The sequence below is a fragment of the Pseudomonas sp. Pse1 genome (genome assembly GCF_024519635.1).
GTDB lineage: Bacteria > Pseudomonadota > Gammaproteobacteria > Pseudomonadales > Pseudomonadaceae > Aquipseudomonas.
The window spans coordinates 145,003-170,754 of the sequence record NZ_JALJRO010000008.1; the positions used below are offsets into that span (position 1 = coordinate 145,003).

At 60.3% G+C, this 25,752-nt stretch carries 26 protein-coding genes; 14 read left to right on the plus strand and 12 right to left on the minus strand.

The genetic code is table 11. The features are described from left to right. Positions 1-24: 24 nt before the first annotated feature. Positions 25-1,263 carry a TIGR03862 family flavoprotein gene (locus NR126_RS14320; protein WP_256830487.1) on the minus strand — a complete coding sequence of 413 codons (1,239 nt, stop codon included), beginning with the start codon at positions 1,261-1,263 and terminating at the stop codon, positions 25-27. Between the two features lie 206 nt (positions 1,264-1,469). Then, complete coding sequence (locus tag NR126_RS14325) at positions 1,470-2,390, minus strand: histone deacetylase (RefSeq protein ID WP_256830488.1); 921 nt, start codon at positions 2,388-2,390, stop codon at positions 1,470-1,472. Between the two features lie 76 nt (positions 2,391-2,466). Between NR126_RS14325 and NR126_RS14330 the strand changes: the two genes are divergently transcribed. The 3 genes from NR126_RS14330 to NR126_RS14340 all read left to right on the plus strand — a co-directional run bounded on the left by NR126_RS14330 (position 2,467) and on the right by NR126_RS14340 (position 4,600). Next, entirely contained in the window at positions 2,467-3,036 is a 570-nt protein-coding gene (locus NR126_RS14330; RefSeq protein WP_027617800.1) for a GNAT family N-acetyltransferase, read from the plus strand. Positions 3,037-3,140: 104 nt separating this feature from the next. Next, positions 3,141-4,010 carry an acyl-CoA thioesterase II gene (tesB, locus tag NR126_RS14335; protein ID WP_027617801.1) on the plus strand — a complete coding sequence of 290 codons (870 nt, stop codon included), beginning with the start codon at positions 3,141-3,143 and terminating at the stop codon, positions 4,008-4,010. Further along, positions 4,007-4,600, plus strand: a complete 594-nt coding sequence (locus tag NR126_RS14340; RefSeq protein ID WP_027617802.1) for an HAD family hydrolase — start codon at positions 4,007-4,009, stop codon at positions 4,598-4,600. The genes tesB and NR126_RS14340 overlap by 4 nt, the downstream gene beginning before the upstream one ends. Positions 4,601-4,612: 12 nt before the next feature. Here NR126_RS14340 and NR126_RS14345 read toward each other — a convergent pair whose 3' ends face one another. From NR126_RS14345 to NR126_RS14355, 3 genes are all read right to left on the minus strand, one after another. Next, on the minus strand, positions 4,613-5,581 hold the full coding sequence (locus NR126_RS14345) for an alpha/beta hydrolase (RefSeq protein WP_256830490.1): 969 nt from the start codon (positions 5,579-5,581) through the stop codon (positions 4,613-4,615). Next, a complete protein-coding gene (locus NR126_RS14350) occupies positions 5,582-6,469 on the minus strand; it encodes a neutral zinc metallopeptidase (protein WP_105754449.1) in 888 nt (295 codons plus the stop codon). Positions 6,470-6,591: 122 nt separating this feature from the next. Next, the gene (locus tag NR126_RS14355) at positions 6,592-7,443 is read right to left on the minus strand and encodes a neutral zinc metallopeptidase (RefSeq protein ID WP_256830491.1); all 852 of its coding nucleotides are present in this window, start codon (positions 7,441-7,443) and stop codon (positions 6,592-6,594) included. Between the two features lie 187 nt (positions 7,444-7,630). Between NR126_RS14355 and NR126_RS14360 the strand changes: the two genes are divergently transcribed. Continuing rightward, a complete protein-coding gene (locus NR126_RS14360; RefSeq protein WP_027617806.1) occupies positions 7,631-8,410 on the plus strand; it encodes an IclR family transcriptional regulator in 780 nt (259 codons plus the stop codon). Between the two features lie 143 nt (positions 8,411-8,553). After that, positions 8,554-9,426 (plus strand): DMT family transporter, encoded by an 873-nt coding sequence (locus tag NR126_RS14365; protein WP_033866067.1) that lies wholly within the window; start codon positions 8,554-8,556, stop codon positions 9,424-9,426. Between the two features lie 45 nt (positions 9,427-9,471). Here the strand turns inward: NR126_RS14365 and NR126_RS14370 are convergent, their stop codons facing one another. Beyond that, positions 9,472-10,809 (minus strand): MFS transporter, encoded by a 1,338-nt coding sequence (locus NR126_RS14370; RefSeq protein ID WP_027617808.1) that lies wholly within the window; start codon positions 10,807-10,809, stop codon positions 9,472-9,474. A gap of 504 nt (positions 10,810-11,313) precedes the next feature. Here NR126_RS14370 and quiC point away from each other — a divergent pair. Together quiC and NR126_RS14380 are read left to right on the plus strand one after the other, a co-directional pair. Beyond that, positions 11,314-13,215, plus strand: a complete 1,902-nt coding sequence (gene quiC / locus NR126_RS14375; RefSeq protein ID WP_105754451.1) for a 3-dehydroshikimate dehydratase QuiC — start codon at positions 11,314-11,316, stop codon at positions 13,213-13,215. A gap of 103 nt (positions 13,216-13,318) precedes the next feature. Further along, on the plus strand, positions 13,319-13,996 hold the full coding sequence (locus NR126_RS14380; protein WP_256830522.1) for a TetR family transcriptional regulator: 678 nt from the start codon (positions 13,319-13,321) through the stop codon (positions 13,994-13,996). Between the two features lie 35 nt (positions 13,997-14,031). Here the strand turns inward: NR126_RS14380 and NR126_RS14385 are convergent, their stop codons facing one another. After that, positions 14,032-14,886 (minus strand): shikimate dehydrogenase, encoded by an 855-nt coding sequence (locus NR126_RS14385; protein ID WP_027617811.1) that lies wholly within the window; start codon positions 14,884-14,886, stop codon positions 14,032-14,034. 5 nt (positions 14,887-14,891) lie between these two features. Beyond that, complete coding sequence (gene aroQ, locus NR126_RS14390; RefSeq protein ID WP_027617812.1) at positions 14,892-15,332, minus strand: type II 3-dehydroquinate dehydratase; 441 nt, start codon at positions 15,330-15,332, stop codon at positions 14,892-14,894. A gap of 295 nt (positions 15,333-15,627) precedes the next feature. Here aroQ and NR126_RS14395 point away from each other — a divergent pair, with 295 nt between their 5' ends. Together NR126_RS14395 and NR126_RS14400 are read left to right on the plus strand one after the other, a co-directional pair. Further along, positions 15,628-16,056, plus strand: a complete 429-nt coding sequence (locus tag NR126_RS14395; protein ID WP_256830492.1) for a DUF4160 domain-containing protein — start codon at positions 15,628-15,630, stop codon at positions 16,054-16,056. After that, positions 16,053-16,496 carry a DUF2442 domain-containing protein gene (locus NR126_RS14400; protein ID WP_027617814.1) on the plus strand — a complete coding sequence of 148 codons (444 nt, stop codon included), beginning with the start codon at positions 16,053-16,055 and terminating at the stop codon, positions 16,494-16,496. The genes NR126_RS14395 and NR126_RS14400 overlap by 4 nt, the downstream gene beginning before the upstream one ends. 54 nt (positions 16,497-16,550) lie before the next feature. On the opposite strand, the gene trmA is transcribed toward NR126_RS14400, so the two are convergent. Both trmA and NR126_RS14410 read right to left on the minus strand, forming a co-directional pair. Continuing rightward, on the minus strand, positions 16,551-17,630 hold the full coding sequence (gene trmA, locus NR126_RS14405; RefSeq protein WP_256830495.1) for a tRNA (uridine(54)-C5)-methyltransferase TrmA: 1,080 nt from the start codon (positions 17,628-17,630) through the stop codon (positions 16,551-16,553). Further along, positions 17,627-18,922 (minus strand): NCS2 family permease, encoded by a 1,296-nt coding sequence (locus tag NR126_RS14410; protein ID WP_027617816.1) that lies wholly within the window; start codon positions 18,920-18,922, stop codon positions 17,627-17,629. The genes trmA and NR126_RS14410 overlap by 4 nt, the downstream gene beginning before the upstream one ends. 302 nt (positions 18,923-19,224) lie before the next feature. Here NR126_RS14410 and NR126_RS14415 point away from each other — a divergent pair, with 302 nt between their 5' ends. Next, complete coding sequence (locus tag NR126_RS14415; protein ID WP_256351151.1) at positions 19,225-19,626, plus strand: DUF4879 domain-containing protein; 402 nt, start codon at positions 19,225-19,227, stop codon at positions 19,624-19,626. Between the two features lie 78 nt (positions 19,627-19,704). Further along, entirely contained in the window at positions 19,705-20,256 is a 552-nt protein-coding gene (locus NR126_RS14420) for a DJ-1 family glyoxalase III (protein ID WP_027617818.1), read from the plus strand. Here the strand turns inward: NR126_RS14420 and NR126_RS14425 are convergent. Further along, positions 20,222-21,505 carry an MFS transporter gene (locus NR126_RS14425; RefSeq protein ID WP_027617819.1) on the minus strand — a complete coding sequence of 428 codons (1,284 nt, stop codon included), beginning with the start codon at positions 21,503-21,505 and terminating at the stop codon, positions 20,222-20,224. The genes NR126_RS14420 and NR126_RS14425 overlap by 35 nt on opposite strands. Before the next feature lie 341 nt (positions 21,506-21,846). Between NR126_RS14425 and NR126_RS14430 the strand changes: the two genes are divergently transcribed. From NR126_RS14430 to NR126_RS14440, 3 genes are read left to right on the plus strand one after another with little or no spacing between them, the layout of a single operon-like run. After that, positions 21,847-23,286 carry a cytochrome ubiquinol oxidase subunit I gene (locus tag NR126_RS14430; protein ID WP_027617820.1) on the plus strand — a complete coding sequence of 480 codons (1,440 nt, stop codon included), beginning with the start codon at positions 21,847-21,849 and terminating at the stop codon, positions 23,284-23,286. A gap of 3 nt (positions 23,287-23,289) precedes the next feature. Beyond that, positions 23,290-24,297, plus strand: coding sequence for a cytochrome d ubiquinol oxidase subunit II (gene cydB, locus NR126_RS14435; protein ID WP_027617821.1), 1,008 nt, complete (start codon positions 23,290-23,292; stop codon positions 24,295-24,297). A 59-nt stretch (positions 24,298-24,356) separates the two neighbouring features. Continuing rightward, positions 24,357-24,524 carry a DUF2474 domain-containing protein gene (locus NR126_RS14440; protein ID WP_081786310.1) on the plus strand — a complete coding sequence of 56 codons (168 nt, stop codon included), beginning with the start codon at positions 24,357-24,359 and terminating at the stop codon, positions 24,522-24,524. A 67-nt stretch (positions 24,525-24,591) separates the two neighbouring features. On the opposite strand, the gene NR126_RS14445 is transcribed toward NR126_RS14440, so the two are convergent. Continuing rightward, entirely contained in the window at positions 24,592-25,716 is a 1,125-nt protein-coding gene (locus NR126_RS14445) for a methyltransferase (protein WP_027617822.1), read from the minus strand. Between the last annotated feature and the right edge of the window lie 36 nt (positions 25,717-25,752).

Here is a 25,752-nt window from a genome sequence, read left to right on the forward strand (position 1 = left end):
TTCAGTCTTGTAGCTTGCAGCTCATCACTTACCGCTGAGCCAGTCCTTTACTCCCAGTCCTGCTGCTCGTCCGCTGGCAAAGCAGGCAGTCAGCAGGTAGCCGCCCGTCGGCGCCTCCCAGTCGAGCATTTCACCTGCGCAAAACACGCCTGGAAGGGCGTTGAGCATCAGGTTCTGGTTCATCGCTTCGAACTTCACGCCGCCGGCGCTGCTGATGGCTTCGTCCAGTGGACGGGTCTTGACCAGTGTCAGTGGCAGGGCCTTGATGGCCTGGGCCAGGGCAAGCGGATCAGCGAACGTGTCCGCGCCGGTGAGTTCGCGCAGCAAGGCAGCCTTGACACCGTCCAGGCCCAACTGGCTCTGCAGGTGCTTGGCCATGGAGCGTGAGCCGCGGGGCTTGTTCAGCGCCGCCTGGATTTTATCCACAGGGCGGCCGGGCAGCAGATCGATGTGTACCGTTGCCGAGCCGTTCAGTTGAATGGCGTCGCGAATGCTGGCCGATAACGCGTAGATCAGGCTGCCTTCAATACCGGTCGCGGTGATCACGCACTCGCCGAGGCGTGGCAGGTCGTCATTCAAACCGATGGCGATATTTTTCAGCGGCGCTCCGGCGAATTTGCTGACCATCAGCTCGCTCCAGGTGGCGACGTCAAACCCGCAATTGCTCGGTGCCAAGGGGTTCAGGTCGATACCTTTTTGTTCCAGAGGCAACGTCCAGGCGCCGTCCGAGCCCAGACGTGACCAACTGCCGCCGCCCAAGGCCAGCAGCAAGGCGTCGGGTTTCACTGCTTTCTCACCGTCGGGGCTGGCGATGCGCGCGCTGCCATCGGCATTCCAGCCCAGCCAGCGGTGGCGGGTGTGGATAACTACACCGCTGTCACGCAAGCGCTTGAGCCAGGCACGCAACAGGGGGGCCGCTTTCATGTCGGTGGGAAACACTCGTCCGGAACTGCCGACAAAGGTTTCGATTCCCAAGTCGTGAATCCATTCGCACAGTGCTTGCGCGCCGAATTCGCGCAGCAGCGGTGCCATGTACGGCGCCCGCTCGGCGTAGCGCGAAAGAAAAGCCGGGTAGGCCTCGGAGTGGGTGATGTTCATGCCGCCAACGCCGGCCAACAGGAATTTGCGCCCCACGGATGGCATGCCGTCATACAGATCAACCTGGATTCCACTCTGGCTCAATACCTCGGCGGCCATCAGGCCGGCAGGGCCGCCGCCGATAATGGCAACGTGGCGAGGGAAGGGGGCGGTGGACTGAGTCATGGCGAGCGCTGCGGTTCGGTGGAATGAGCGGCGCATTCTAACAGTACGTGACCCGGCTCGCAGAGGCGGCCGGGCCTCGCAGCAGATTTTAGCTGGTCAAAAAACAATCAGTGCTCCGTAGGCCAGGTGTCCTGTGGTCTGCAGGTCCTTTCGCTCAGGTTATCCACAGGCCGCTCCACAGCCATTGTGGGTAAAACATCCAGGGTTCAGTGACAGCCTGATGACTGCCAGACCCGTTGCGCGCTGTGATGCAGAATGCCGTGGCGCCGCGCCAGGGCCTGACGGTCCTTGCTGTAGCCGCCGCCAATTACCCCGACCACCGGAATGTCCCGTCCGAGGCAATGGTGCATCACGCTTTCGTCACGCGCAGCGACACCGGCGTCTGTCAGCTTCAGATAACCCAGGGCGTCATCCTTGTGCACATCGACGCCTGCGTCGTACAGCACCAGGTCAGGCTGGTACAGCGGCAGCAGGTAGCTGAGCGCGTCATCGACCACCTTCAGGTAATCGTCATCACCCATGCCCATGGGCAAAGGGATGTCCCAGTCACTCTTGGCCTTGCGTGCGGGAAAATTCTTTTCGCAGTGCAGGGAAACCGTCACTGCGTCCGGGGTATGTTCCAGTATCCGGGCCGTACCATCGCCTTGATGCACATCGCAGTCGAAGATCAGCACGCGTCCGACACGGCCACTTTCCAGCAGGTAATGGCTGATCACCGCCAGGTCGTTGAAGATGCAAAAGCCGGCCGGATGATCGTAGTGGGCGTGGTGGGTGCCGCCCGCCAAGTGGCAGGCCAGGCCATGTTGCAGCGCCTGCTCGGCTGCGAGCAGCGAACCACCGACGGCACGCACTGTGCGCCGCGCCAGGGCTTCGCTCCAGGGCAGACCGAGGCGCCGCTGGTCTTCACGGGACAACTCGCCCTGCATATAGCGGTCGATATAGTCGCGATCGTGGGCCAGGGCGAGAACGTCCGGCGGGCAGATCTGCGGACGCAGCAGATCCTGGTCCCGAGTCAGGCCACTGTCCACCAGGTGATCGCGCAGCAGGCGGAATTTGTCCATGGGGAAGCGATGCTCCGAGGGAAACTCGGGGCTGTAGTCTTCGTGGTAGATCAGGGGCAGGGGCATGTGGATAACGCGGCGTGAATGAGTGAAGGATCCTACCAGCGATATAGACTGGGTGGCAGCGCAACGGAGTGGAGCAATGGAGCCAATACTGCAACTGGAAAGTGCACGCTTGCTACTGCGGCAGTGGCGTGATGAGGATTTACCGGCATTTGCCGCGATGTGCGCTGACCCACAGGTCATGCGCTACTTTCCGGCGCCCTTGAGTCGCCTGGAAAGTGCCGAATTGATCGGGCGAATCCGTGGACATTTCGCCGAGCATGGTTTCGGCGCGTGGGCGCTGGAACGCAAGGACAGCGGCGCGTTCATCGGTTTTACCGGTTTGGGGGCAGTCGGGTTCGAGGCGACGTTCACTCCTGCTATTGAAATCGGCTGGCGCCTGGCGCGTGAACACTGGGGGCTCGGGTACGCCAGTGAAGCGGCGTGGACCGCTCTGCGTTGCGGTTTTGATCGCTTGTCTCTGGATCAGGTGGTGGCGTTTACAGCGGTGGATAACCTGCCTTCGGAGAAAGTCATGCAGGCGATTGGCATGAAGCACGATCCGGCGGGAGATTTCGATCATCCCAAGGTGGCGCCCGATCATCCGCTGAGCCGTCACCTGCTTTACCGCATTTCCCGCGAGCAATGGTTGAAAACCATGCATGGCTAAGCCAGCTCGGATGTTTACAATGCGTGTATTGGTTGGCTCCGGCCAACATCCGAATCGACCGCAGCAGCCAGGACTGCGCGGCATTGCTCTGTAGGAGAGTCTGAATGAGTCATGTGCTGGATGATCTGGTCGACTTGCTGACCCTGGAACCCATCGAAGAAAACCTGTTCCGTGGTCGCAGTCAGGACCTCGGGTTTCGCCAGCTGTTCGGCGGCCAGGTGCTGGGCCAGTCGCTGTCTGCAGCCAGTCAGACCGTTGAAGAGGCGCGGCATGTGCATTCGATGCATGGTTATTTCCTGCGTCCGGGAGACGCCGGTTTGCCGGTGGTCTATCAGGTTGACCGGGTACGCGATGGCGGCAGCTTCAGCACGCGCCGGGTGACCGCGATCCAGAAGGGCAACCCGATCTTCACCTGCAGCGCCTCGTTCCAGTACGACGAAGAAGGCTTCTTCCACCAGACCGAGATGCCGGTTGTGGTCGGTCCGGAGAACCTGCCAACCGAACTGGAAATCACCCAGCAGTTGGCGCATCTGATCCCGGAGCACATGCGCGAGAAGTTGCTGTGCCCGAAGCCGATCGAAGTGCGCCCGGTCACCGAGAAGGATCCCTACAATCCGCAACCCGGGGATCCGATCAAGTACGTCTGGTTTCGCGCCGACGGTGCGTTGGCAGACATCCCGGCCTTGCACAAATACCTGCTGGCCTATGCCTCGGATTTCGGCTTGCTGACCACTTCGATGTTGCCCCACGGCAAATCGGTCTGGCAGAAAGATATGCAGGTCGCCAGCCTCGATCACGCCCTGTGGTTCCACGCCGATCTGCGTGCCGATGACTGGCTGCTCTACGCCATGGACAGTCCATGGGCCGGTAATTCGCGAGGGTTCTCCCGTGGTAGCGTGTACAACCGCGCCGGCAAACTGGTGGCCTCGGTCACTCAGGAAGGCTTGATCCGCCACCGCAAGGACTGGGCATGAGTCTGTCGCAGGTTCGTCATTGGGTATTCGACATGGACGGAACCCTGACTGTCGCCGTGCATGACTTTGCGGCGATCCGCCAGGCCCTGGCGATCCCCCCGGAGCACGACATCCTGACCCACCTCGCGGCCTTGCCCGCCGAGGAGGCGGCCGCCAAACACGCTTGGCTGCTGGAGCATGAACGCGACCTGGCACTGGGTTCCAAACCTGCCCCCGGCGCGGTGGAATTGGTGCGTGAGCTTGCAGGGTGCGGTTATCGCCTGGGGATTCTCACCCGCAATGCCCGCGAGCTGGCGCATGTGACGCTTCAGGCCATTGGCCTGGCGGACTGTTTCGCAATCGAGGACGTGCTCGGGCGCGACGATGCCCCCCCCAAGCCCCATCCCGGCGGCTTGCTGAAACTGGCTGAGGCTTGGCAGGTTGCGCCAGCAGAGATGGTCATGGTCGGTGACTATCGCTTCGATCTGGATTGTGGTCGGGCGGCGGGCACTCACACGGTGCTGGTGAACCTGCCGGATAACCCATGGCCCGAGCTGGCGGACTGGCATGCGGCTGATTGCCTGGCGCTGCGCCAGATGTTGTTGGGGTGAACCCGCAGCGGTTTACCAGCGAAACAGCGCGTCCAGGCCCTCGGGTGAGGTAAACATCTTGTCGCCGTTATGGCCTACGCCAGGAACCTCTACCAGATGCTGATTCAAGTCGTGCGGGTGGCGCTGCGTCAGGTACTTGAAGTAGTTGAGCCCGCGCTCCTGGCGTGAAGGCCCCTGGGCGAGGGCTGCACAGGTCTTGTCGAGGGCGGGTTGGGCAGCATTGGTGTCCAGTTCCCCCAGCAGATAGGTAATGTCGCGTTCGATGTAGCGTTGCTCGAGGGTCTTCGCTGTCTGGCCCTTGGCGTAGCTCGGGAGGTGGTTCAGGCCATATTTCCAGTCATTGAAGGTCGGACATTTCGCCGGATCAACCGCGACCGCTCGCTGCTTGTCGAAGTAGGCGTAGGACGATGGGTTGGCGATGACATAACGGACCTTGACCCCGGCCTGGCGCAAGGCCGGCTGGTCTTCGCCCATCATGGCAAAGCGCTGCACGACTTGAGCGCCACCCGAGTGCCCGGCAATGACGACTTCCTTGAGCGTCGGGTATTCCAGGCGGTTGCTCAAACGGGTCAGCAATCGATCGAGCACTGCATAGGAACTCAAGGCTTCGGGACCGGTAGACAAGTCACCGGCCATCCATTCGTTGCCGCGCCAGCGCAGCACCTTGTCCGGCAGATCGTGGCGGGCAATGTCGGCTTCATTGAGAAACTGCGGTGCGATCACCAGGGTTGTGGCGCTTTGTCCTGCTTCGCGAGCCGCCTTTTCGGCGCTCTGCCGGTAGGTCTCGGCGTTGCGCAGGCGTCCGTGGAGGATGATCAACACCCGCTGGATTTGCGGTGAATTCTGGCTGACGCCGACGGCCAATTCGCCGACACCCAGATCCAGGCGACCGGGGCTGATGTCTTTGACTCCCTGTTCGGCGGCGTGCACCGCAGAGCCGCTGATTAACAGAGCACAGACCGCGAGCCAGCGTATGTCCATTTAGAGACTCTTCGAGGCAAAGGTGTCGCATTGACTGATTTGACCCTGGGCAAAGCCGGTCTTGAACCAGCGTACGCGCTGTGCCGAGGTACCATGAGTGAAAGAGTCCGGTACTACACGACCCTGGCCCTGTTGCTGCAAACGGTCATCGCCGATGGCATTGGCAGCGTTCAAGGCCTCTTCAATATCACCCGGCTCCAGCCAATTCAAACGTTTTTGTGCGTTGTTGGCCCACACACCTGCCAGGCAATCAGCCTGCAGCTCTTGGCGCACCAGCAGACCGCCGTCGCCTTCCATGCGCTGGCCTTGCTGGCGAGCCGCCTGGATTTTCGCAGAAACGCCGAGCAAGGTTTGCACGTGATGACCGACTTCATGGGCGATGACATAGGCCTGGGCGAAATCACCGGCAGCGCCGAAACGCTGGGACATTTCCTGGAAGAAGCTCATGTCCAGATAAACCCGCTGATCGGCCGGGCAGTAGAACGGACCGGTGGCCGCCGTGGCCCCACCGCACGCTGAGTTGACCCGGCCACTGAACAGCATCAGCTTGGGCGCTGCATACTGGCGGCCGGCCTGCTGGAAGATCTGCCCCCAGGTGTCTTCAGTGTCCCCAAGGACCCGCGCGACGAACTCCGCCTGCTCATCATTGGCCGGCGGTGCCTTGCGCGCCTGAGTGGTGGCGGGAGCTGAAGGCTGCTCCATCTGGCCAGCCAGTTGGCCAAGTATCTGCATCGGGTCCTGGCCGGTGATCCAACCGATCCCGACAATCAGCACGATGGCCGTCAGGCTCAATCCCTTGCCGCCGCCGAAGCGCATTCCGCCACCGCCTCCACCCTCGCCACGGGCATCCACCACGTTGTCACTGCGGCGACCTTTTTTCCATAACATGTGGGAATCCTCTAATTGCGCGTGGTGGAAAGCGTTGTTGGTCTGTGGGATGGTCGCCCTCCCTATCGTCCGACTTTGTCGAACGATAGGGAGTATGGCATCCGGTAGCCAAGGCTGCCGGACTACAGGGGATCCGCCGAGAAGGTGTCGCATTGCTCGATGCGAGCGTGCTCGAAGCCATGTTTGAACCAGCGCACACGTTGCTCGGATGTGCCGTGTGTGAAGGACTCAGGCATTACCCTGGAGGATTGGTTCCCGCGACGGTAGTCGTCGCCGAACGCTGCGGCAGCGTTGAGCGCGGCCTGTATGTCGCCCGGCTCCAGCCAATCCAGGCGTTGTTGTGCGTGGTGAGCCCAGACGCCGGCCAGGCAGTCGGCCTGCAGTTCTGCGCGAACTTCCAGGCCGTCAGCCCCGGCGGTACGCCGGTTTGCACTTTGCGCCTCATCGAAAAGTCGAGACAGACCCAGTCGGGTTTGTACGTGATGCCCGATTTCATGAGCAATGACATAGGCTTGGGCAAACTCACCGAAGTCGTCCACGCGATCAGCCATCTTGCGGAAAAAATCCAGGTCCAGGTAAATCGATTGGCTTTGTGGGCAGTAGAACGGGCCAATGGCTGCGTTTGCATAGCCGCACGCCGACGTGATGCCGTTGTCGAACAACGTCAGGGTGGGCTGCGGGTAGGGTTGCTCGAGCATTTCGAACATCTGACTCCAGGTGTCTTCAGTGTCTCCAAGGACTGCGCGGACAAACGCCACCTGCGGGTCTTCCCTGAACTGATCCGGGGCCTCCCGAGCGGTTATGTCGGTGTCGGTTTTTTCTTCGACAGGCATCAGACTCTCCAGCGCGATGATGCCGGAAACGGCAGCGGCACTCAGCAACAGGCTGAGTTTCTGAGTGGAGCTGAATCCATTGCCTGGGGCTTTTCGGCTGTCCTTGACGTTGTCACTGGGACGCGCTTTTTTCCATAGCATGTTGACCTTCCTTGCAGTGTGAGCGGCTTCATTGCCTGCTACGTGGATAACAGTTATGGCGATTCGTGGAGAGATCAGATGTGTAAACGCACATGATTTCGCAAGTCTGGGGGATTCATTCGGTTCCAGATTTTGCATTGATGGCTTTGTCTTTTAGAATCGATCATCCCTTTTTTGGAAGCTCACCATGGCCGGCAGTCAAATCGAACGTGTCTTCAGCGTGCTGGAAAGCCTCACCCGCGATCCGCGAGGTGTGCCGATGCAGGTGTTGGCCGAGCAACTGCAGATTCCCAAAAGTGCTACCCATCGACTGCTCGCCGAGCTCATCCGGCTGGGTTATGTGCGGCAAAACCCGGATAACCTGCGTTATCACCTGTCGACCAAACTGGTCGCCATGGGCTTTCGTTACCTCTCCGGCAGCGGGGCGGACATTGTCCAGCCGGTACTCGACCGTCTGGCGCAGGAAACCGGTGAACTGGTGCGCCTGGGGGTGATCGAAGGGCAACGTCAGACCTGGATTGCCAAGTCTCAGGGCGCGCGCTCGGGCTTGCGTTACGACCCGGACATGGGCCGCGAGGCGCCGTTGTTCTACACCGCTTCCGGGCATGCCTGGCTGGCCAGCATGACTGATGCCGAGGCCCTGGCCCTGGTAGAGCGTCAGGTCAATGACGAGCCACCGGAGGTGGGACCGAATGCACCACGCTCCAATATCGAGCTGCTCGAACGCCTGAGGCTAACCCGGGAGAACGGTTATGCCTGGGTCCAGGAAAGTTCGGCGCTGGGAACCTCGGCGATCGCCGCAGTGGTGCGCCACCCGCTGGATGGGCGTGTGGTAGGGGTGCTAAGCGTTGCCGGCCCTAGCGCTCGGTTGCCCGAGCAGCGTTTGCATGAGTTGGCTGGCCTTTTGCTGCAGTTCACTCAGGAGCTGTCGGCTGCCACTCAAGCCTCTGAGTTGTTCAGCCATTAGTGCACTGGCCATCAAGAGGGTGGAAGACTTGCACGAAAGATTCGTACGTTGATCGAACGTTTTTACAATGCACTTGTGTTAAAAAATGGAATTCAGTTCTAGATTATTCGATCGCGATCAAAGTCCTACAAAAGGAGTGCAGGGTGAGTACGCCACTGTCCGGTATCAACCAACCCTTCAAAGGCATTGTGCTGGTTATTGGCGCGACCCTTTTGTTTTCTACCCACGATGCCCTGTCCAAGTACTTGTCGGGGTTTTACCCGGTGATCATGGTGGTGTGGGCACGCTATCTGGTGCACACCCTGTTGATGGCGGGGATATTTCTGCCGCAGTCGGGATTGCGGGTTCTGCGTACTCGCCGGCCATTGCTGCAGTTACTGCGGGCGTTGTGTCTGCTGGGGACCAGTTTGTTGTTCACCACCGGTTTGCTGTACATCCCCTTGGCGGAAGCGACGGCCGTCAACTTCCTCGCTCCGGTGCTGGTCACCGCGCTTTCGGTGCCGCTGCTCGGCGAGCACGTCACACGAGGGCAGTGGCTGGCAGTGATCTGCGGTTTTGTCGGGGTGCTGATCATTGTTCATCCCGGCGGTGAACTGTTCACCCCGGCAGTGCTGTTGCCATTCTGCTCGGCGCTGTGCTTCTGCTTTTATCAACTACTGACGCGCAAGCTCGCCGAAATCGACAGCCCAACCACCAGCAACTTCTTCGCCGGTCTGTGCAATACCCTGGTCATGAGTGCGTTGGTGCCGATGTTCTGGCAAGTGCCGAGCTTCGGCCACGGGCTGATGATGTTGGCGCTGGGGACCTGCGGGATGACTGCGCACCTGTTTCTGACCCAGGCCTTTCGCCACGCGGCACCGGCATTGCTGGCACCATTTGGCTACTGTCAGATTGTATTTGCCGGACTCTTGGGCTGGTTGCTGTTTGCCCATACGCCGAGCCTGATGACGATCGTGGGCATCGTGATCATCTGTCTCAGCGGTCTGGCAGCGGCCTGGCAGCAGCGCCGGCGATGAGCAAGCGTGTTGCGCAGGCCCGGACAGGCCTGCGCGAAGGGCGGATCAGTCTTGCAGGTCAGGGATCTTGCGCGGTGCCATGAAGTACATCCAGGTCAGGGCGATGAAATACATTGCCGGAATCATGGTGAACAGCACGGTGTAATTATTGTTGGTGACGGTGAGGATGTGTCCGACCAGTTGGGTCATGAACATCCCGCCGATGGCTGCGCACATGCCGCCGAAGCCGAACACCGTGCTCATCATGTGCTTGGGGGTGTAATCCATCACCAGGCTCCAGATATTCGCAGTCCAGGCCTGGTGTGCACCAATGGCCAGGGAGATGGCGAATACCGCTACCCAGAGGTTGCTTGAGCCGGCGGCAATGATCACGCCGATGATGCAGCAGGCAAACAGCAGCATCGACATCAGGCGCGCCTTGATCGGGTTGATGCCGCGGCCAATCAGGAAGGACGAGAGGATGCCCCCGCCGACGCTGCCGAAATCGGCGGTCAGGTAAATGATGATTAGCGGAATACCCATCTGGGTCACGTTGATGCCCAGGTTGTATTGCTGGTTGAGGAATGGCGGCAGCCAGTACAGGTAGAACCAGAACACGGGAGCAGTCATCGAGTAGGCGAGGGCGAAGGCCCAGGTACCGCGCATGCGCAGGATGCGCGAGAAGGGGACTCGGGTTTGTTCGGGTTCGACCTGATCCTGGATGTAGTCCAGTTCCGTTTGTTTGACACGCGGATGGTCTTCCGGGTTGAAGTACTTCAGGCCCCAGAACAGCAGCCAGATCCCGCCCAGCGCCGACATGCACAGGAACGCCGCCTGCCAGCCCCAGACATGCAGGATCAACGGCAGGAGCATCGGGGTGAACATCGCACCGACGTTGGTCCCAGCGTTGAAAATGCCGGTGGCCACGGCCCGTTCGCCGGCAGGGAACCACAACCGCGTAGTTTTCACGCAGGCCGGGTAGTTGGCGGCTTCGGTCAGGCCGAGAATGAAACGGCAGACCATGAAGCCCACCGCCGAGGTGGCCAGGCCATGGGCGCCTGTGGCCAGGCTCCAGAGCAGCACGGCGCAGAAGAACACGCGTTTGACGCCCACCCGGTCGATCAACCGACCCTGCAGGACAAAGCCGATCGCATAGCCGACCTGGAACCAGAAGTTGATGTTGGCGTAGTCCATCGCCGTCCAGCTCATCTCCTTGGCCAGGATTGGCTGCATGACGCCCAGTGCGGCACGGTCGATGTAGTTCAGGGTGGTGGCGAAAAACACCAGGGCGAGCATGCCCCAGCGGGTTTTGCCCACGGCCATGGCACCGCGGATCTTGTCGCCGATGCCGGCGTGTGTGGCGTTCAGGCTGGGAGCCATGCGCGAACTTTGTGAAGGAATCATGTGTGCCATCCGTTCAATGACTGACAAGCCAGGCTTGTCGGGGCTTCAAGGGCGCGTGATCGATCTTCTGCAGGCGCAGGTTGGTACGCTGCCAGAGGGATCGGTCGAGAGTATTCGCCGGTGTGGTGGGCCGGATTCAGGCGATGAAGCCGAGTCGGCCAGGTGTGTCCGGGCGCTGATACGGATGGGCGGCGGTGCGGGGTAAGGCGTTGAATGAAAGCATGAGCGTGTACCCGATTTTTGACATTTTTATGGTGTGTTCTGGGTCTTTGGTCATTGAGGTCGATGGTTAAGGCGCGGCCTCAATGTGCTGTCGATGGTGCGCAGTGAGCAAAAAATCGTCAATTCGCTAACGGCCATTTTGTTCGATAATCGCACAGTAAACTAACTGGTTGGTACACTTTGAATTGCTGTAATGATGCGCCGGGCCAATAATTTACGCCATGCCAACGCGCCAGCCCGCGATCCCTCCAATAACAACCGCCTAGCGCCGGGAGTTCAGACATGCAGCGTTCCATTGCCACCGTTTCCTTGAGCGGTACCCTGCCGGAGAAGCTCGAAGCCATCGCTGCCGCTGGTTTCGACGGGGTGGAAATCTTTGAGAATGACTTGCTGTACTACGATGGCAGCCCACGGGAAATCAGGCAGCTGTGCGCTGACTTGGGCATCGCCATCACCCTGTTCCAGCCGTTTCGTGATTTTGAAGGCTGCCGCCGCGAGCGTCTGCCACGCAATCTGGAGCGCGCGGAACGCAAGTTCGACCTGATGCAGGAGCTGGGCACCGACCTGGTGTTGGTGTGCAGCAACGCTTCGGCCGACAGCACCGGCGAGCAGCAGATTCTCGTCGATGACCTGCGCCTGCTTGCCGAGCGCGCCGGCGCGAGGGGGCTGCGCATAGGTTACGAGGCGCTGGCGTGGGGGCGTCACGTGAATACTTACCAACAGGTGTGGGACATCGTGCGCCAGGCCGACCATCCTGCACTGGGGGTGTTACTCGACAGTTTCCATACGCTGTCGCTCAAGGGCGATCCGCGAGCGATTGCCGATATCCCGGGCGACAAAATTTTCTTCGTGCAGATGGCCGACGCACCGATCCTGGCCATGGACGTGCTGGAATGGAGCCGGCATTTCCGCTGCTTCCCCGGCCAAGGCGAATTCGATTTGCCGGGATTTCTTGCACCGATTATCCAGAGTGGCTACAGCGGACCGCTGTCGCTGGAAATTTTCAATGATGGCTTTCGTGCGGCGCCGCCCAGGGCCAATGCCGCCGATGGCCTGCGTTCGCTGTTGTACCTCGAGGAAAAAACTCGCGAGCGTCTGGCGCAGCAAGCCATCCCGGCACCGCAACCCGAAATTCTGTTCGATACGCCGGCTGTCAGTGCCTACGACGGCATCGAGTTTCTGGAGTTTGCCGTCGATGAAAGTCTGGGCGCGAAGCTCGCGCTTTGGCTGGAGCGCCTGGGGTTCGTCAAGGCCGGGCAGCATCGCTCGAAGAACGTCAGTTTGCTACGCCAGGGCGATATCAATCTGATCCTCAATTCCGAGCCCTATTCCTTCGCCCACAACTTCTTCGAGGCCCACGGCCCGTCGTTGTGCGCGACGGCCGTCAGGGTCAAGGACAGCGTCAGCGCCCTGGCGCGTGCGGTAGCTTACAAGGGACAACCCTATCGAGGCCTGGTCGGCCCGAATGAACTGGAGTTGGCTGCCGTGCGGGCTCCGGATGGCAGCCTGATCTACCTGGTGGATGAACGCGCCGACGTCTACGGTACCGACTTCGTGCTGCCGCCCGTATCCCATGCGGGTGGGGGGCTCAAGCGTATCGATCACATGGCCATGGCACTGCCGGCCGACAGCCTCGACAGCTGGGTGTTGTTCTACAAAAGCCTGCTGGATTTCGAGGCCGATGATGAGGTGGTCCTCCCCGATCCTTATGGCCTGGTGAAGAGCCGTGCGCTGCGCAGTCGCTGCAGCTCTATTCGCTTGCCGCTGAACATTTCCGAGAACCGCAACACTGCCATCTCCCATGCCTTGTCGAGCTATCGTGGCTCCGGTGTGCACCACATCGCCTTCGATTGCGATGACATTTTTGCCGAGGTCAGCCGCGCCAAGGAGGCCGGGGTGCCACTGCTGGATATTCCGCTCAACTATTACGACGATCTCGCCGCGCGCTTTGATTTCGACGATGAATTCCTCAGCGAACTGGCCTATTTCAACGTGCTGTATGACCGCGATGCCCAGGGCGGGGAGCTGTTCCACGTGTATACCGAGCCGTTTGAAGGACGTTTTTTCTTCGAAATCATCCAGCGCAAGAATGGCTATGCCGGTTATGGTGCCGCGAACGTTGCGGTGCGCCTGGCAGCAATGGCCAAGTCGCGCAGCGGTGGGGTGCGTCAGGCCAAGTTGTAGGAAATTGGTAAGCTCAGGGGGGCGAAGCGGTGGCTGATACTTCCTTCGTTGCCCCTCGCGGGCTCATAATTGCCAGCTGTTCAGTGATGGCCATGAGCCCGGAATCAGAATGACCACAGACCTCACCCTAGCGCCCGGCGCCTCCGCGCTCGAGCCGCGCAAGAGTCGCAAGAACAACCCGGAGAAAACCCGCGAGAACATCCTTCAGGAAGCCATCGTCGAGTTTGTTCAACAGGGTTTGTCCGGTGCGCGGGTGGATGCCATTGCTGAGCGAATCCATACCTCCAAACGTATGATCTATTACTACTTCGGCAGTAAGGAGCAACTGTACGTCGAGGTACTGGAGAAGCTCTACGGTGATATTCGCAGCACCGAAAGTCGCTTGCACCTTGCCGAGTTGGCGCCGCAGGAGGCGATCCGGCGTCTCGTCGAGTTCACCTTCGACCATCACGACCGCAATGTGGATTTTGTGCGGATCGTCAGCATCGAAAACATCCATAACGCCGAGTTCGTCAAGCAGTCCCAGCCGATCAAGGCGATGAACAACACTATCCTCGATTCACTCGGGGTGATCCTGAGCCGGGGGGCCGAGGAAGGTATTTTCCGGCAGGGGCTGATCGCGCTGGATGTGCACTTGCTGATCAGTTCGTTCTGCTTTTATCGGGTGTCGAACCGTCACACCATTGGCGAGATTTTCCAGATCGATCTGCCCAACGAGGCGATCAAGCGACGGCATCGCGAGATGATCTGCGAATCGGTACTGCGTTACCTGCAGGCTTGAACAGAGGCGGGGCGGCGAGCGCCCCGCGTGGGATTTCAATTTCTTATGCCGTGAAAATGTTCAAGCATGCGTTGGGCGTCCGGTGCCACACCGCTGAATAATTCGAATGCTTTGACGGCCTGGAACACCGCCATGCTGCTGCCATCCAGAGTGCGGCATCCCAGGCTTCGGGCGACACGCAACAGTTCGGTTTCCAGCGGAAAGTAAACAATCTCGGCCACCCATAATTGGCTTCGCAGCAGCTCGGCGGGCACCGGCGTGCCCGGCAGCTTGGCCATGCCCATTGGTGTGGTGTTGACCAGTCCGTCGGCCAGTGCCAGGGCGCCGGGAAGATCATGGCCCGCGCAGGCCCGGCCGCTGCCAAAATGCTGGTTGAGGTTATCCGCCAGGCTCTGAGCACGGCTGCTGTCCACATCAAAAATAATCAGCGTTTGTACGCCCTCACCCAGGAGTGCGTGGGCCACCGCCGCTCCCGCGCCACCGGCGCCCATCTGCACCACACGTTCGCGTGCGACGCCGTTCAAACCTCGGCGAAAGCCCTCGGCAAAACCCAGGCAGTCGGTGTTGTGGCCGATCCGCTTGCCGTCCTTGAGCACGACTGTATTGACCGCGCCGATACCTTGCGCTTCAGCTGAGAGTTCATCAAGCAGCGGCAAGATGGCTTGCTTGCACGGAAAGGTGATGTTGAGTCCGGTGAAGTTCATGCGCTCGGCCGCCGTCAGCAAATCGCCAAGGGCGGTACTGTCGAGCTGCAACTGATCGAGGTCGATCAATCGGTAGAGATAGCGCATGCCTTGGGCGTCCCCTTCATGCTCATGCAGCGCAGGCGTGCGCGAGGCCTGGATGCCGGCTCCAATCAGGCCGGCGAGAACTGTTGTGGTCTGCGACATGTCGTTCATCCCTGCAAGCGCTGACTGAAGTGTGCGAGCGCCAGGCGATAACCATGGCTGCCAAAGCCGCAGAGCACGGCGCTGGCGATCGCTGAGACGAAAGAGTGATGGCGGAAGGGTTCGCGGGCATGGACATTGGACAAGTGAACTTCAATCACTGGCAATTCGCTGGCGACCAACGCATCGCGGATCGCCACCGAGGTGTGGGTCCAGGCGGCAGGGTTGATGACGATCCCTGAGCAGCGGCCACGTGCACCATGAATCCAGTCGAGCAACTCGCCTTCATGGTTGGTCTGACGAAACTCGACCTTCAGTCCTAATTCCTCGCCAGCCTGGCCGCAGAGTGCCGAGATGTCAGCCAGGGTTTCATGGCCATAAGTGGCGGGCTCGCGGGTGCCCAACAGGTTCAGGTTGGGGCCGTTCAGCACCAGGATGATCGGAGCCATCGAGGCATTCTCCATTGTTGTTTTTGGTGCAGGTTGAGTAAGAAGCAACCTGTGAAAACAAAATGTACCGAATAGTTACTTTTTACAATGGGCGGCCAACCGAGTTGCATATCAGGGCTGCAAAGAGTGTTCGATGATCGGACGGCGGTGCGCTGGGAAAGAACTGCTTACCGATTTTTCCGAAGATTGCATGTTGCCGTTGGCAGGCCGGGACTAGCCTGATTCAGGCATTGCCGGCTGGCGCCGAGGTGCCGGTCGTCGGAACCGAGTAAAAAAACCTAACGGATGGGTTAGCATGAAAATATGCAGCTACAAGGGACTGTCTCTGGTGATCCTGTTGCGTGACGAGCATTGCCCGCCGCATGTGCATGTCGATGCGGGCGCATGGGGTGCACGGTTCGTTTTCAGCTTTTGGCACAACGCTGTCGACCTTTGGGATGTCGTCCCGCTGTCGCGCCGACCACCCCTGGCGGTTCTGGAAGGGCTGCGCCAAACCCTCAGGCAGTCCGTCCACTTGCGCCGCGCACGGCGGATCTGGTGGTCCAAGCTGCAAACGACCTGTCTGGGCAATCAATTGTGGGATGGGAAAATCAATGAGGTGGTGCTGCTCAATTTGGTCAATCGGCCGATCTACCGGATTGCCTCGGCTCGGTATGAGATATGGAGCAATTCAACCTTGATGGATCTGGAAGGCGCACCGCAAGGCGTGGAGATAATCTTATGAAAACGATACAGGCAAAGTATCCAGTGGATCGTCCGTTGACCGCGGCAGTGCTGGATGAAGCCATTGAGCGGGGTCGGGCGAATCGCAGTGGCGTGAATGCCACGCGGGTCAGCGTCGAAGGGCGGCATCTGGCGATTGGTTTCGAGGATGGCAGTGCCGTCGTGCTGCCGCTGGACCATTACCCGGAGTTTAATGATTTCGCTGAGTCGGACTTACAGGCGTTGCAAGTAGGTTTTGCCGGTACCGCACTGTGTCATGAAGGCAAGGACTTGCACCTGTCCATCGCCGGGATGATTCAAGCCAGTAAACCGCTGATGGATATGGCGGCCTCGGTGATCGCCAGCCGCAATGGCCGGCAAAGCAGTCTCGCCAAGGCTCAAGCTGCCCGCGCCAATGGGCGCAAGGGTGGGCGGCCGCGCAAGGTCGATAATCCCACTTGAGCACCGACAAAAAAGCCGTCGTGACGACGGCTATTCTGTTAACGCAGCAGGCAATCAACGTCGAGTCAGCATGACTCCGGATTCCATGTGGTGTGTCCACGGGAATTGGTCGAACATCGCGCAGCGGGTGATGCGGTGCGTGTCATGCAACTGGGCAATGTTGGCTGCCAGCGTTTCCGGGTTGCACGAGATATACAGGATGTTGTCGAAACGCCGAGTCAGTTCGCAGGTATCCGGGTCCATGCCGGCGCGTGGCGGGTCGACGAACACGCTGCCGAACTCGTAGCTCTTCAGGTCAATGCCGCGCAGGCGTCGGAACGGGCGCACTTCATTCAGCGCTTCGGTCAGCTCTTCGGCGGACAAGCGCACCAAAGTGACGTTATCCACAGCGTTTTCGCTCAGGTTGCTCAGGGCTGCATTCACGGAGGTCTTGCTGATCTCGGTGGCCAGCACTTTGCGCACGCGGGTCGCCAGGGGCAGGGTGAAGTTGCCGTTGCCGCAATACAGTTCGAGCAAATCGTCGGAGCGTTCGCCCAGGGCGTCAAATGCCCAGTTGAGCATCTTCTGGTTCACCGTACCGTTGGGCTGGGTGAACGCGCCTTCGGGTTGGCGATAGCTGAACGTACGACCGCCGACTTCGAGCTTCTCGACCACATAATCATGGCCGATCACCTCGCGCTTGCCTTTCGAGCGACCGATTACGCTGACGTTCAAGTCTGCGGCGAGCTGAGTAGCTGCCGCGTGCCAATGCTCGTCCAGTGGACGGTGATAACACAGGGTAATCATCGCATCGCCGGCGAGGGTGGTCAGGAACTCCACCTGAAACAGCTTGTGGCTCAGGGGCGCGCTGACCTGCCAGGCCGCCTTGAGTTGCGGCATCAATTGGTTGATACGCAGGCTGGCGATCGGGAACTCTTCGATCAGGATCGGCGTGCGCTTGTCTTCCTGGGAAAACATCGCGTAGTGACGCTCGCCGGCTTCACGCCACAGGCGGAATTCGGCGCGCAGGCGAAAGTTGGCCAGCGGCGAGTCGAATACCGTCGGTTCAGGTGCATCGAACGGTTTCAGCAGATCGCGCAGGCGCGCGACCTTGTCTTCGAGCTGAGCGGCGTAAGCCTGGGAATCGAATGTCATGCGTTGAACCAACCCAACTTGATCACGAACAGGATGGAAAGAATCACCAGCGCCGGATTCAGTTCACGACCACGACCGGACATCAGCTTGATCGCCGTCCAGGCGATGAAACCGAACGCAATGCCGTTGGCGATCGAGTAAGTGAACGGCATCGCCAGGGCGGTGATGACCACAGGAGCGGCGACGGTGATGTCATCCCAGTCTATTTCTGCCAGGCCGGAAGTCATCAGCACGGCGACGAACAGCAGGGCCGGCGCGGTGGCGAACGCCGGGACGCTGGCGGCCAGTGGCGAGAAGAACAAGGCCAGCAGGAACAGGAACGCGACCACGATCGCCGTCAGGCCGGTACGACCACCGGCGCTGACGCCCGCTGCCGATTCGATGTAGCTGGTAGTGGTCGAGGTGCCCAGCAGGGAACCGGCCATGGCGGCGGTACTGTCGGCAATCAGCGCACGGCCCATTTTCGGCATGTGACCGTCCTTGCCCATCAAGCCAGCACGTTTGGCCACGCCGATCAGTGTGCCGGAGTTGTCGAACAGGTCGACGAACAGGAAGGCGAAGATCACGCTGACAAGGCCGATGTCCAGCGCGCCCTTGATGTCCAGTTGCAGGAACGTAGGGGCGAGGGAAGGCGGCATCGACACCACGCCACCAAATGGCGTGAAGCCCAGGGCGATCGAGGCGATGGTCACTACCAGGATGCCGATCAGAACAGCACCGCGCACGGCAAGGGCTTCCAGGGCAACGATCAGGGCAAAGCCGAGGGTCGCGAGAATTGGTGCCGGTTGTTTCAGGTCGCCCAGGCCGACCATGGTCGCCGGGTTGCTGACGACGATGCCGGCGTTGTGCAGGGCAATCAGCGCCAGGAACAGGCCGATACCGGCGGCGATAGCCGAGCGCAGCGGCAGCGGGATACTGTTGATGATCCATTCACGAATGCGGAAGATCGACAGCAGAAAGAAGCACACGGCCGAAATGAACACCGCACCCAGCGCCACTTGCCAGGTATGGCCCATGTGCAGGACCACGGTGTAGGTGAAGAAGGCGTTCAGGCCCATGCCCGGTGCCAGCGCAATCGGGTAGTTGGCGATCAGGCCCATCACTGCGGAGCCGATGGCGGCTGCAAGGCAGGTCGCGACAAACACTGCGCCTTTGTCCATGCCGGTCTCGCCGAGAATGCTCGGGTTGACGAACAGAATGTAGGCCATGGCCAAAAAGGTCGTGACGCCCGCAAGAATCTCGGTCCGCACGTTGGTGTTGTGTGCCTTGAGTTGAAACAGCCTTTCCAGCATGTCTGCTCCCCGTGGCGCGTCTTGCGCCGTGAATGTATCGACTTCAACAGCAAAGCACAGACCGCTGCAGGCGCCTGGATTTTTCTGTCGGTCGGAAAAAGCCGCGCATCATACCAGCCGAAAACGGTGATGGCTGCCTGCATCTGTGTGAGATAGGCCGTCATTCACCAAGTGGCGGGTCAAGCGGTGTTTTTGCCGGTTCTGCCACTGGTGCATACTGCGCGCTTGTTTTGTGGGGGGGGCATATGGGAATCAGAGGTAAAAGCAGATTTTTCGGCGTGTTGGCGGCGCTGGCATGGATCATGGGCGCACAAGTGGCCTCGGCAGCTTCCGCGCCGCCTCTGACCGAGATCAAGGTGCTCAAGGTTCAGTCGCCGTCCTGTGGGTTGGAAGACATCCGCCCCAGGCAGGCGCAAACCACTTGCGACCACGAGGGGCCGAACATCAAGGTCTACGTGCTGGAAGTCGGCTACGGTCGCGCGCCGCAGGTTGCTCTGGACGGGATTGAGGTCAACGGTGTACGTGAACGGGTGTGCGCCTACGACAACGGCAACCTGACGGAGTGTTCGGGCGCCGTGAGCAAGATCGTCGGTTTCCTCTATATCTTTGATTTGGCCGGCAAACAGCGCGGTACTTTCACGTTCAGCAATACCTCGATCAACAGCCCGGGCAATACCCTGTCGACTCAGCTGTATATCAAGTAGCGCTGCGCCCTCTCGCGCCGCCGGGTCACTCTTTTCAAATCTGGCTAAGCTTCAAGGACACACCTGTGGAAGCCGACCATGACCTCTAGAGCTCTGATTACCCTTGCCGAGGGTATCGACGACCTGCAAAGCGTCACCCTCATCGATGTCTTGCGCCGTGCTGAAGTCGAAGTGGTAGTTGCCAGCATCGAGGCCAGGCGGATGCTGACCTGTGCCCGTGGTACGCGCCTGACTGCCGATGGCATGCTGGTGGACGTGCTGGCGCAGCCTTTCGACCTGATTGTCCTGCCCGGCGGTGCCGTCGGCAGTCAACACCTGGCCAGCCATCAACCGTTACAGCAATTGCTCAAGGATCAGTCCGCTGCTGGCCGCCTGTTTGCCGCGATTGGCGAGTCTCCCGCATTGGCCCTGCAAGCCTCTGGTGTACTGCGCCAGCGGCGCATGACCTGTTTGCCAACGGTCAGTCATCAACTGCTTGGCTGCACCTTTGTCGACCAGCCTGTGGTGGTTGACGGTAATTGCATCACGGCACAGGGCTCGGGGGCGGCGCTGGCGTTTGCCTTGCAACTGGTCGAGCAGCTGCAAGGCAAGGCCGTCAGGCTGACGGTGGCGCGGGAGTTACTGGCGTAACAGCGGCTGGCGTGTCTTGCGGGCTCTGCACCGGCGTATGCATGCGATCGCGTTGGGCCAGGGTCGGGAAGAGTTTGATCCACGCCCCGGTGACCACCAGTGTGCCTACGCCACCCATGACCACCGCTGGTACGGTGCCGAACCAGTGTGCGGTGAGGCCGGATTCGAACTCACCCAACTGGTTCGAGGCGCCGATGAACAAGCCGTTCACGGCGCTGACCCGCCCGCGCATTTCATCCGGGGTCTCCAGTTGCACGAACGAGGCGCGGATCACCATGCTGATCATGTCGGCCGCGCCGAGCACCACCAGCACCGCCAGCGAAAACCAGAATGAAGTCGACAGGCCGAAGGCAATGGTTGCCACGCCGAATACACCGACGGCGGTAAACATTATCCGGCCGACCTTGCGTTCGACGGCAAATCGCGCCAGCCAGAGTGACATCAGCAAGGCGCCGACCGCCGGTGCCGAGCGCAGCAGGCCAAGGCCCCAGGGCCCGGTCAGCAGAATGTCCTTGGCAAACACCGGCAATAAGGCCGTGGCGCCGCCGAGCAACACCGCGAACAGGTCCAGCGAGATGGCCCCGAGAATGTCCGGGCGGCTGCGGATAAAACGCACGCCCGCCAGCAATGAGTCGAGCGTGGCCTTGCCTTTGTTGAGTGGGGTCTGCCGGGCTGGCAAATTGAGCATCAGGCAGCAGGCGATGACGTACAGCACCACCGTCGGGCCATACACCCACACACTGCCGAACGCATAGAGCAGGCCACCCAGTGCCGGGGCGACGATGGTGGCCGACTGCTGCGCCGATTGTGCGGCGGCGACTGCTCGGGGAAACAGCGCGCTGGGCACGATACTGGGCAGCAACGCCTGGGTGGTGGGCATCTCGAACGAGCGAGCCGCGCCGAGCAGGAAGGCAAGGATGAAAATCATCTCGCGAGTCACCTGATCAGTGGCGCTGCCGATCGCCAGGGCGAGGGCGATCAACGCCTGCAACGACTGACAGAGAGCCGCAACTTTGCGCCGGTCATAGCGGTCAGCCACATGCCCCGTATGCAGCATGAACAGCACCCGTGGCGCGAACTCCACCAGCCCCACCAGGCCCAGATCCAGCACATTGCCGGTGAGTTGGTAGAGGTTCCAGCCAATAGCCACAGTGAGCATCTGAAAACCGCTGGCGGTGAAAATTCGCGCCAGCCAGAACGCCAGGAAAGGGCGCTGGTGACGTAACAACAAGGGCTCTGGAGTGGGCATCGGCGGGCAAATCTGACGGCTGAAACAGCGAGATTATCATCAAGTTGTAACCAGAAGTTGCGTCAGGCTCATGAAACCTTGTGTCCACCTCCTGAGGCAACCTGTCACGCGGCAAAAGACCACACAGTCTGTCAGCAAAAATGCGACTACTCTTTGATCGTTACTTGATCCAGATCAAAGCCTTTTCAGGATTTGCTCTGAAGGCCAGATGGCCAGACTCCCTGCGTTGTGCTGAAGGTAGAAAAAAAAGAACGAATTCCAATTCGCCACACTCCATACCCGTGGGGGCGGTGGGTGCAGGCCACGAGCCTGTAGCCGTATTACCTGACAGAGGAAGACTTATGTTCGGTTTGGAGGCACTTGATCTCGCCCGAATTCAGTTCGCATTCACCATCTCATTTCACATCCTGTTCCCGGCGATCACCATCGGCCTGGCGAGTTACTTGGCAGTACTCGAAGGGCTGTGGCTGAAAACCAACAACAACACCTACCGTGACCTCTACCATTTCTGGTCGAAGATCTTTGCCGTCAACTTCGGCATGGGCGTGGTCTCGGGACTGGTCATGGCCTACCAGTTCGGGACCAACTGGAGCCGATTCTCGGATTTCGCCGGATCGGTCACCGGGCCCTTGCTCACCTATGAAGTGCTCACGGCGTTCTTTCTCGAGGCCGGCTTTCTTGGTGTCATGCTGTTTGGCTGGAACAAGGTGGGGCGCAAGCTGCACTTCTTTTCCACCGTCATGGTGGCCATTGGCACGCTGATCTCGACCTTTTGGATCCTTGCCTCCAATAGCTGGATGCAGACCCCCCAGGGTTACGAAATCGTCAACGGCCAAGTCATTCCGGTGGACTGGTTGGCGATCATTTTCAACCCGTCATTCCCGTACCGCCTGCTGCACATGGCGACGGCCGCCTTCGTCGCCACCGCGTTCTTCGTCGGCTCCTCCGCTGCCTGGCACCTGCTTCGCGGACGTGACAACCCGGCCATCCGCACCATGCTCTCGATGGCCATGTGGATGGCACTGATCGTCGCGCCGATCCAGGCGGTTATCGGTGACTTCCATGGGCTCAACACGCTCAAGCACCAACCGGCGAAAATTGCCGCCATCGAAGGTCACTGGGAAAACGTGGGTGATGAACCGACGCCGTTGATCCTGTTCGGCTGGCCGGACATGAAGGAAGAGCGGACCAAGTACGCGGTCGAGATTCCGTATCTGGGCAGCCTGATCCTGACGCACTCGCTGGACAAGCAGGTTCCGGCGCTCAAGGAATTCCCGCCTGAAGACCGGGCCAATTCCACCATCGTGTTCTGGTCGTTCCGGATCATGGTCGGCCTGGGCATGCTGATGATCTTCACCGGCCTGTGGAGTCTGTGGCTACGCAAGCGCGAACGCCTGTATTCCAATCGCGCGTTCCTGCACCTGGCGTTGTGGATGGGGCCATCGGGCCTGATCGCCATTCTCGCCGGCTGGTTCACCACTGAAATCGGTCGACAGCCCTGGGTGATCTACGGGGTGATGCGCACCGCTGACGCCTCTTCGGGGCACAGCGTGGTGCAGATGAGCATCACCCTGGCGTTGTTTGTCGTGGTGTATTTCTCGCTGTTTGGTGTGGGCTTGAGCTACATGATGCGCCTGGTGCGCAAAGGTCCGAAGCTCAATGAAGGTGCCGAGCCGAGCCACGGTGGCCCTGGCCAGCAACGTACGCCAGCCCGTCCGCTTTCCGCTGCCGATGACGGCACCGAAAGTGATCACGGCGACAGCCTGAACAAGGGGAATTGAGTCATGGGTATTGATCTTCCGCTGATCTGGGCCGTGATCATCATCTTCGGCATCATGATGTACGTGGTCATGGACGGCTTCGACCTGGGGATCGGGATTCTCTTTCCGTTCATCAAGGACAAGGGCGATCGTGACGTGATGATGAACACCGTCGCCCCGGTCTGGGACGGCAATGAAACCTGGCTGGTGCTGGGCGGGGCGGCGTTGTTCGGCGCCTTCCCGCTGGCCTATTCGGTGGTGTTGTCGGCGCTCTACCTGCCGCTGATCCTGATGCTCATCGGCCTGATTTTTCGCGGCGTGGCGTTCGAGTTCCGCTTCAAGGTCAAGGACGACAAGGTGCACATCTGGGACAAGGCGTTTATCGGTGGTTCGGTGACCGCGACCTTCTTCCAGGGCGTGGCGCTCGGGGCGTTTATCGATGGCTTCAAGGTGGTCGACCGGCAGTTTGTCGGTGGTTCGCTGGACTGGCTGACGCCCTTCACCCTGTTCTGCGGCGTGGCGTTGGTGGTGGCCTATGCGCTATTGGGTTGCACCTGGCTGATCATGAAGACCGAAGGCAAATTGCAGGAGCAGATGCACGACCTGGCTCGTCCCTTGGCATTCGTCCTGTTGGCGGTGATAGGAGTGGTCAGTCTGTGGACGCCGCTTGCCCATGCCGAGATTGCCGCGCGCTGGTTCACCCTGCCGAACCTGTTCTGGTTCCTGCCGGTGCCGATCCTGGTGCTGGTGACCCTTTACGGGTTGCTCCGGGCGGTGGCACGTAATGCTCACTACACGCCGTTTCTGTTGACCCTGGTGCTGATCTTCCTGGGTTACAGCGGGCTGGGGATCAGCCTGTGGCCGAACATTATTCCGCCGTCGATCTCGATCTGGGATGCCGCAGCGCCGCCGCAAAGCCAGGGCTTCATGCTGGTGGGCACGCTGTTCATCATTCCGTTCATCCTGGGCTACACCTTCTGGAGCTACTACGTGTTCCGCGGCAAGGTGACCCACGAAGACGGCTATCACTAAATGCTTGAAGGCGGTGCTGTCCTGCGGGACGGCACCGCCAGCACACCGAGGATCCGGCAATGGCAGATAAACATTCTCTGCAGGAAATCGAAGACGCTGAAAAGAAACCGCTGTGGCAGCGACTTGGCTGGCTGGCCGGGATCTGGATCGGCAGCGTGCTGGCGCTGTTTGTCGTCGCCAGCCTGATGCGCCTGTTCATGAATGCGGCAGGCCTGAGCACTCACTGAGCACTGAACATCCCATCCCGTGCCTTGCGGCATGGCTTTCAACCCTCCGCTGGAGGGTTTTTTTGCCCTACTTGCGCGCTTTGAGGATCACGAACTTGGGTGTGGCCGCGACCTGTTCGACACCGCGGAACAAGCGCGCCAGCTTGCTGTGGTAGCCCAGGTGGCGGTTACCGACGATGTACAGCGATCCACCCACCACCAATGCTTCGCGGGCCTGCTGGAACATTCGCCAGGCGAGGAAGTCTCCCACCACCTGCTGCTGGTGGAACGGTGGATTGCACAGCACCACGTCCAGCGATTGCGCTTCCTGCCCGGCCAGGCCGTCGCCTGCCCGCGCGCTCATCGGGCGATCACCCAGTGCCGCTTGCCAGTTCTCGCTGGCGGATTGCACGGCCATGAACGATTCGTCCACCAGGGTGTAGTGCGCATCGGGGTTGCTCAGGGCACTGGCGATTGCCAGCACACCGTTTCCGCAACCCAGGTCCGCGACCCGGGCCTGGCCGAGGTTCTTCGGCAGGTGCGGAAGAAACGCCCGGGTGCCGATATCCAGGCCTTCACGGCAGAACACGTTGGCGTGATTGACCAACTCAATGGCCGGCTCGTCCAGGCGGTAGCGGGTCGGGTAGGGCGAGGCGGTGGCGGGCCTGTCATCGGCGCAGGCGATCAACAGCCGGGCTTTCTTCACGGCCAGTGAGGCGTGCATCGGGCCGATGTAGCGCTCCAGCAACTCGCCGGCCGCCCGCGGCAAATGCTTGATCATGGCTGCGGCGATCACCTGAGCGCCCGGCGCCAATTGGCCTTGCAGTCGGATCAATTGCTCTTCCAGCAGCGCCAGGGTTTTTGGCACGCGGATCAGCACACGGTCAAACGGGCCTGATAGCGCTGCGCTGGCAGGTACTACGCGGACAGCGTCGAAGGGCAGGCCATTACGCACCAGGTTCTTTTCCAGGGCCAGGGCCGCCAGGAAGGAGTCACCGCTGCTGGTGAGGGCGACCTTGCCGGCCAGGCTGGCTGCCAATGCACCAAAGCTGTCATTCAGCACCAGTACCCGTGTGTGTGCGCCTGGCTGTTGCTCAGCCAGATGGTTGAGCAAGTACTCATCGGCAGCATCGAAGGCCTGCAACGGTTCGTTTGGCTGTTCCGGTTGGCGGATCAGATCGAGTTCGGCAAAAGGGCTTTCGAGCAGGGGCATCGGGTGAGGACTCTGGATAATCAACGGCAGGAATTC

What these genes read in the sequence shown, in the direction of transcription:
- NR126_RS14395 (WP_256830492.1), top strand. Translation starts at nt 15,628, where the DNA reads ATGAAAATATGCAGCTACAAGGGACTGTCTCTGGTGATCCTGTTGCGT.
- NR126_RS14340 (WP_027617802.1), top strand. Translation starts at nt 4,007, where the DNA reads ATGAGTCTGTCGCAGGTTCGTCATTGGGTATTCGACATGGACGGAACC.
- quiC (WP_105754451.1), top strand. Translation starts at nt 11,314, where the DNA reads ATGCAGCGTTCCATTGCCACCGTTTCCTTGAGCGGTACCCTGCCGGAG.
- NR126_RS14410 (WP_027617816.1), bottom strand. Translation starts at nt 18,922, where the DNA reads ATGCTGGAAAGGCTGTTTCAACTCAAGGCACACAACACCAACGTGCGG.
- aroQ (WP_027617812.1), bottom strand. Translation starts at nt 15,332, where the DNA reads ATGGCTCCGATCATCCTGGTGCTGAACGGCCCCAACCTGAACCTGTTG.
- NR126_RS14415 (WP_256351151.1), top strand. Translation starts at nt 19,225, where the DNA reads ATGGGCGCACAAGTGGCCTCGGCAGCTTCCGCGCCGCCTCTGACCGAG.
- NR126_RS14420 (WP_027617818.1), top strand. Translation starts at nt 19,705, where the DNA reads ATGACCTCTAGAGCTCTGATTACCCTTGCCGAGGGTATCGACGACCTG.
- NR126_RS14370 (WP_027617808.1), bottom strand. Translation starts at nt 10,809, where the DNA reads ATGATTCCTTCACAAAGTTCGCGCATGGCTCCCAGCCTGAACGCCACA.
- NR126_RS14430 (WP_027617820.1), top strand. Translation starts at nt 21,847, where the DNA reads ATGTTCGGTTTGGAGGCACTTGATCTCGCCCGAATTCAGTTCGCATTC.
- NR126_RS14385 (WP_027617811.1), bottom strand. Translation starts at nt 14,886, where the DNA reads ATGTCGCAGACCACAACAGTTCTCGCCGGCCTGATTGGAGCCGGCATC.
- NR126_RS14440 (WP_081786310.1), top strand. Translation starts at nt 24,357, where the DNA reads ATGGCAGATAAACATTCTCTGCAGGAAATCGAAGACGCTGAAAAGAAA.
- trmA (WP_256830495.1), bottom strand. Translation starts at nt 17,630, where the DNA reads ATGACATTCGATTCCCAGGCTTACGCCGCTCAGCTCGAAGACAAGGTC.
- NR126_RS14425 (WP_027617819.1), bottom strand. Translation starts at nt 21,505, where the DNA reads ATGCCCACTCCAGAGCCCTTGTTGTTACGTCACCAGCGCCCTTTCCTG.
- NR126_RS14400 (WP_027617814.1), top strand. Translation starts at nt 16,053, where the DNA reads ATGAAAACGATACAGGCAAAGTATCCAGTGGATCGTCCGTTGACCGCG.
- cydB (WP_027617821.1), top strand. Translation starts at nt 23,290, where the DNA reads ATGGGTATTGATCTTCCGCTGATCTGGGCCGTGATCATCATCTTCGGC.
- NR126_RS14320 (WP_256830487.1), bottom strand. Translation starts at nt 1,263, where the DNA reads ATGACTCAGTCCACCGCCCCCTTCCCTCGCCACGTTGCCATTATCGGC.
- NR126_RS14355 (WP_256830491.1), bottom strand. Translation starts at nt 7,443, where the DNA reads ATGCTATGGAAAAAAGCGCGTCCCAGTGACAACGTCAAGGACAGCCGA.
- NR126_RS14330 (WP_027617800.1), top strand. Translation starts at nt 2,467, where the DNA reads ATGGAGCCAATACTGCAACTGGAAAGTGCACGCTTGCTACTGCGGCAG.
- tesB (WP_027617801.1), top strand. Translation starts at nt 3,141, where the DNA reads ATGAGTCATGTGCTGGATGATCTGGTCGACTTGCTGACCCTGGAACCC.
- NR126_RS14345 (WP_256830490.1), bottom strand. Translation starts at nt 5,581, where the DNA reads ATGGACATACGCTGGCTCGCGGTCTGTGCTCTGTTAATCAGCGGCTCT.
- NR126_RS14360 (WP_027617806.1), top strand. Translation starts at nt 7,631, where the DNA reads ATGGCCGGCAGTCAAATCGAACGTGTCTTCAGCGTGCTGGAAAGCCTC.
- NR126_RS14445 (WP_027617822.1), bottom strand. Translation starts at nt 25,716, where the DNA reads ATGCCCCTGCTCGAAAGCCCTTTTGCCGAACTCGATCTGATCCGCCAA.
- NR126_RS14350 (WP_105754449.1), bottom strand. Translation starts at nt 6,469, where the DNA reads ATGTTATGGAAAAAAGGTCGCCGCAGTGACAACGTGGTGGATGCCCGT.
- NR126_RS14325 (WP_256830488.1), bottom strand. Translation starts at nt 2,390, where the DNA reads ATGCCCCTGCCCCTGATCTACCACGAAGACTACAGCCCCGAGTTTCCC.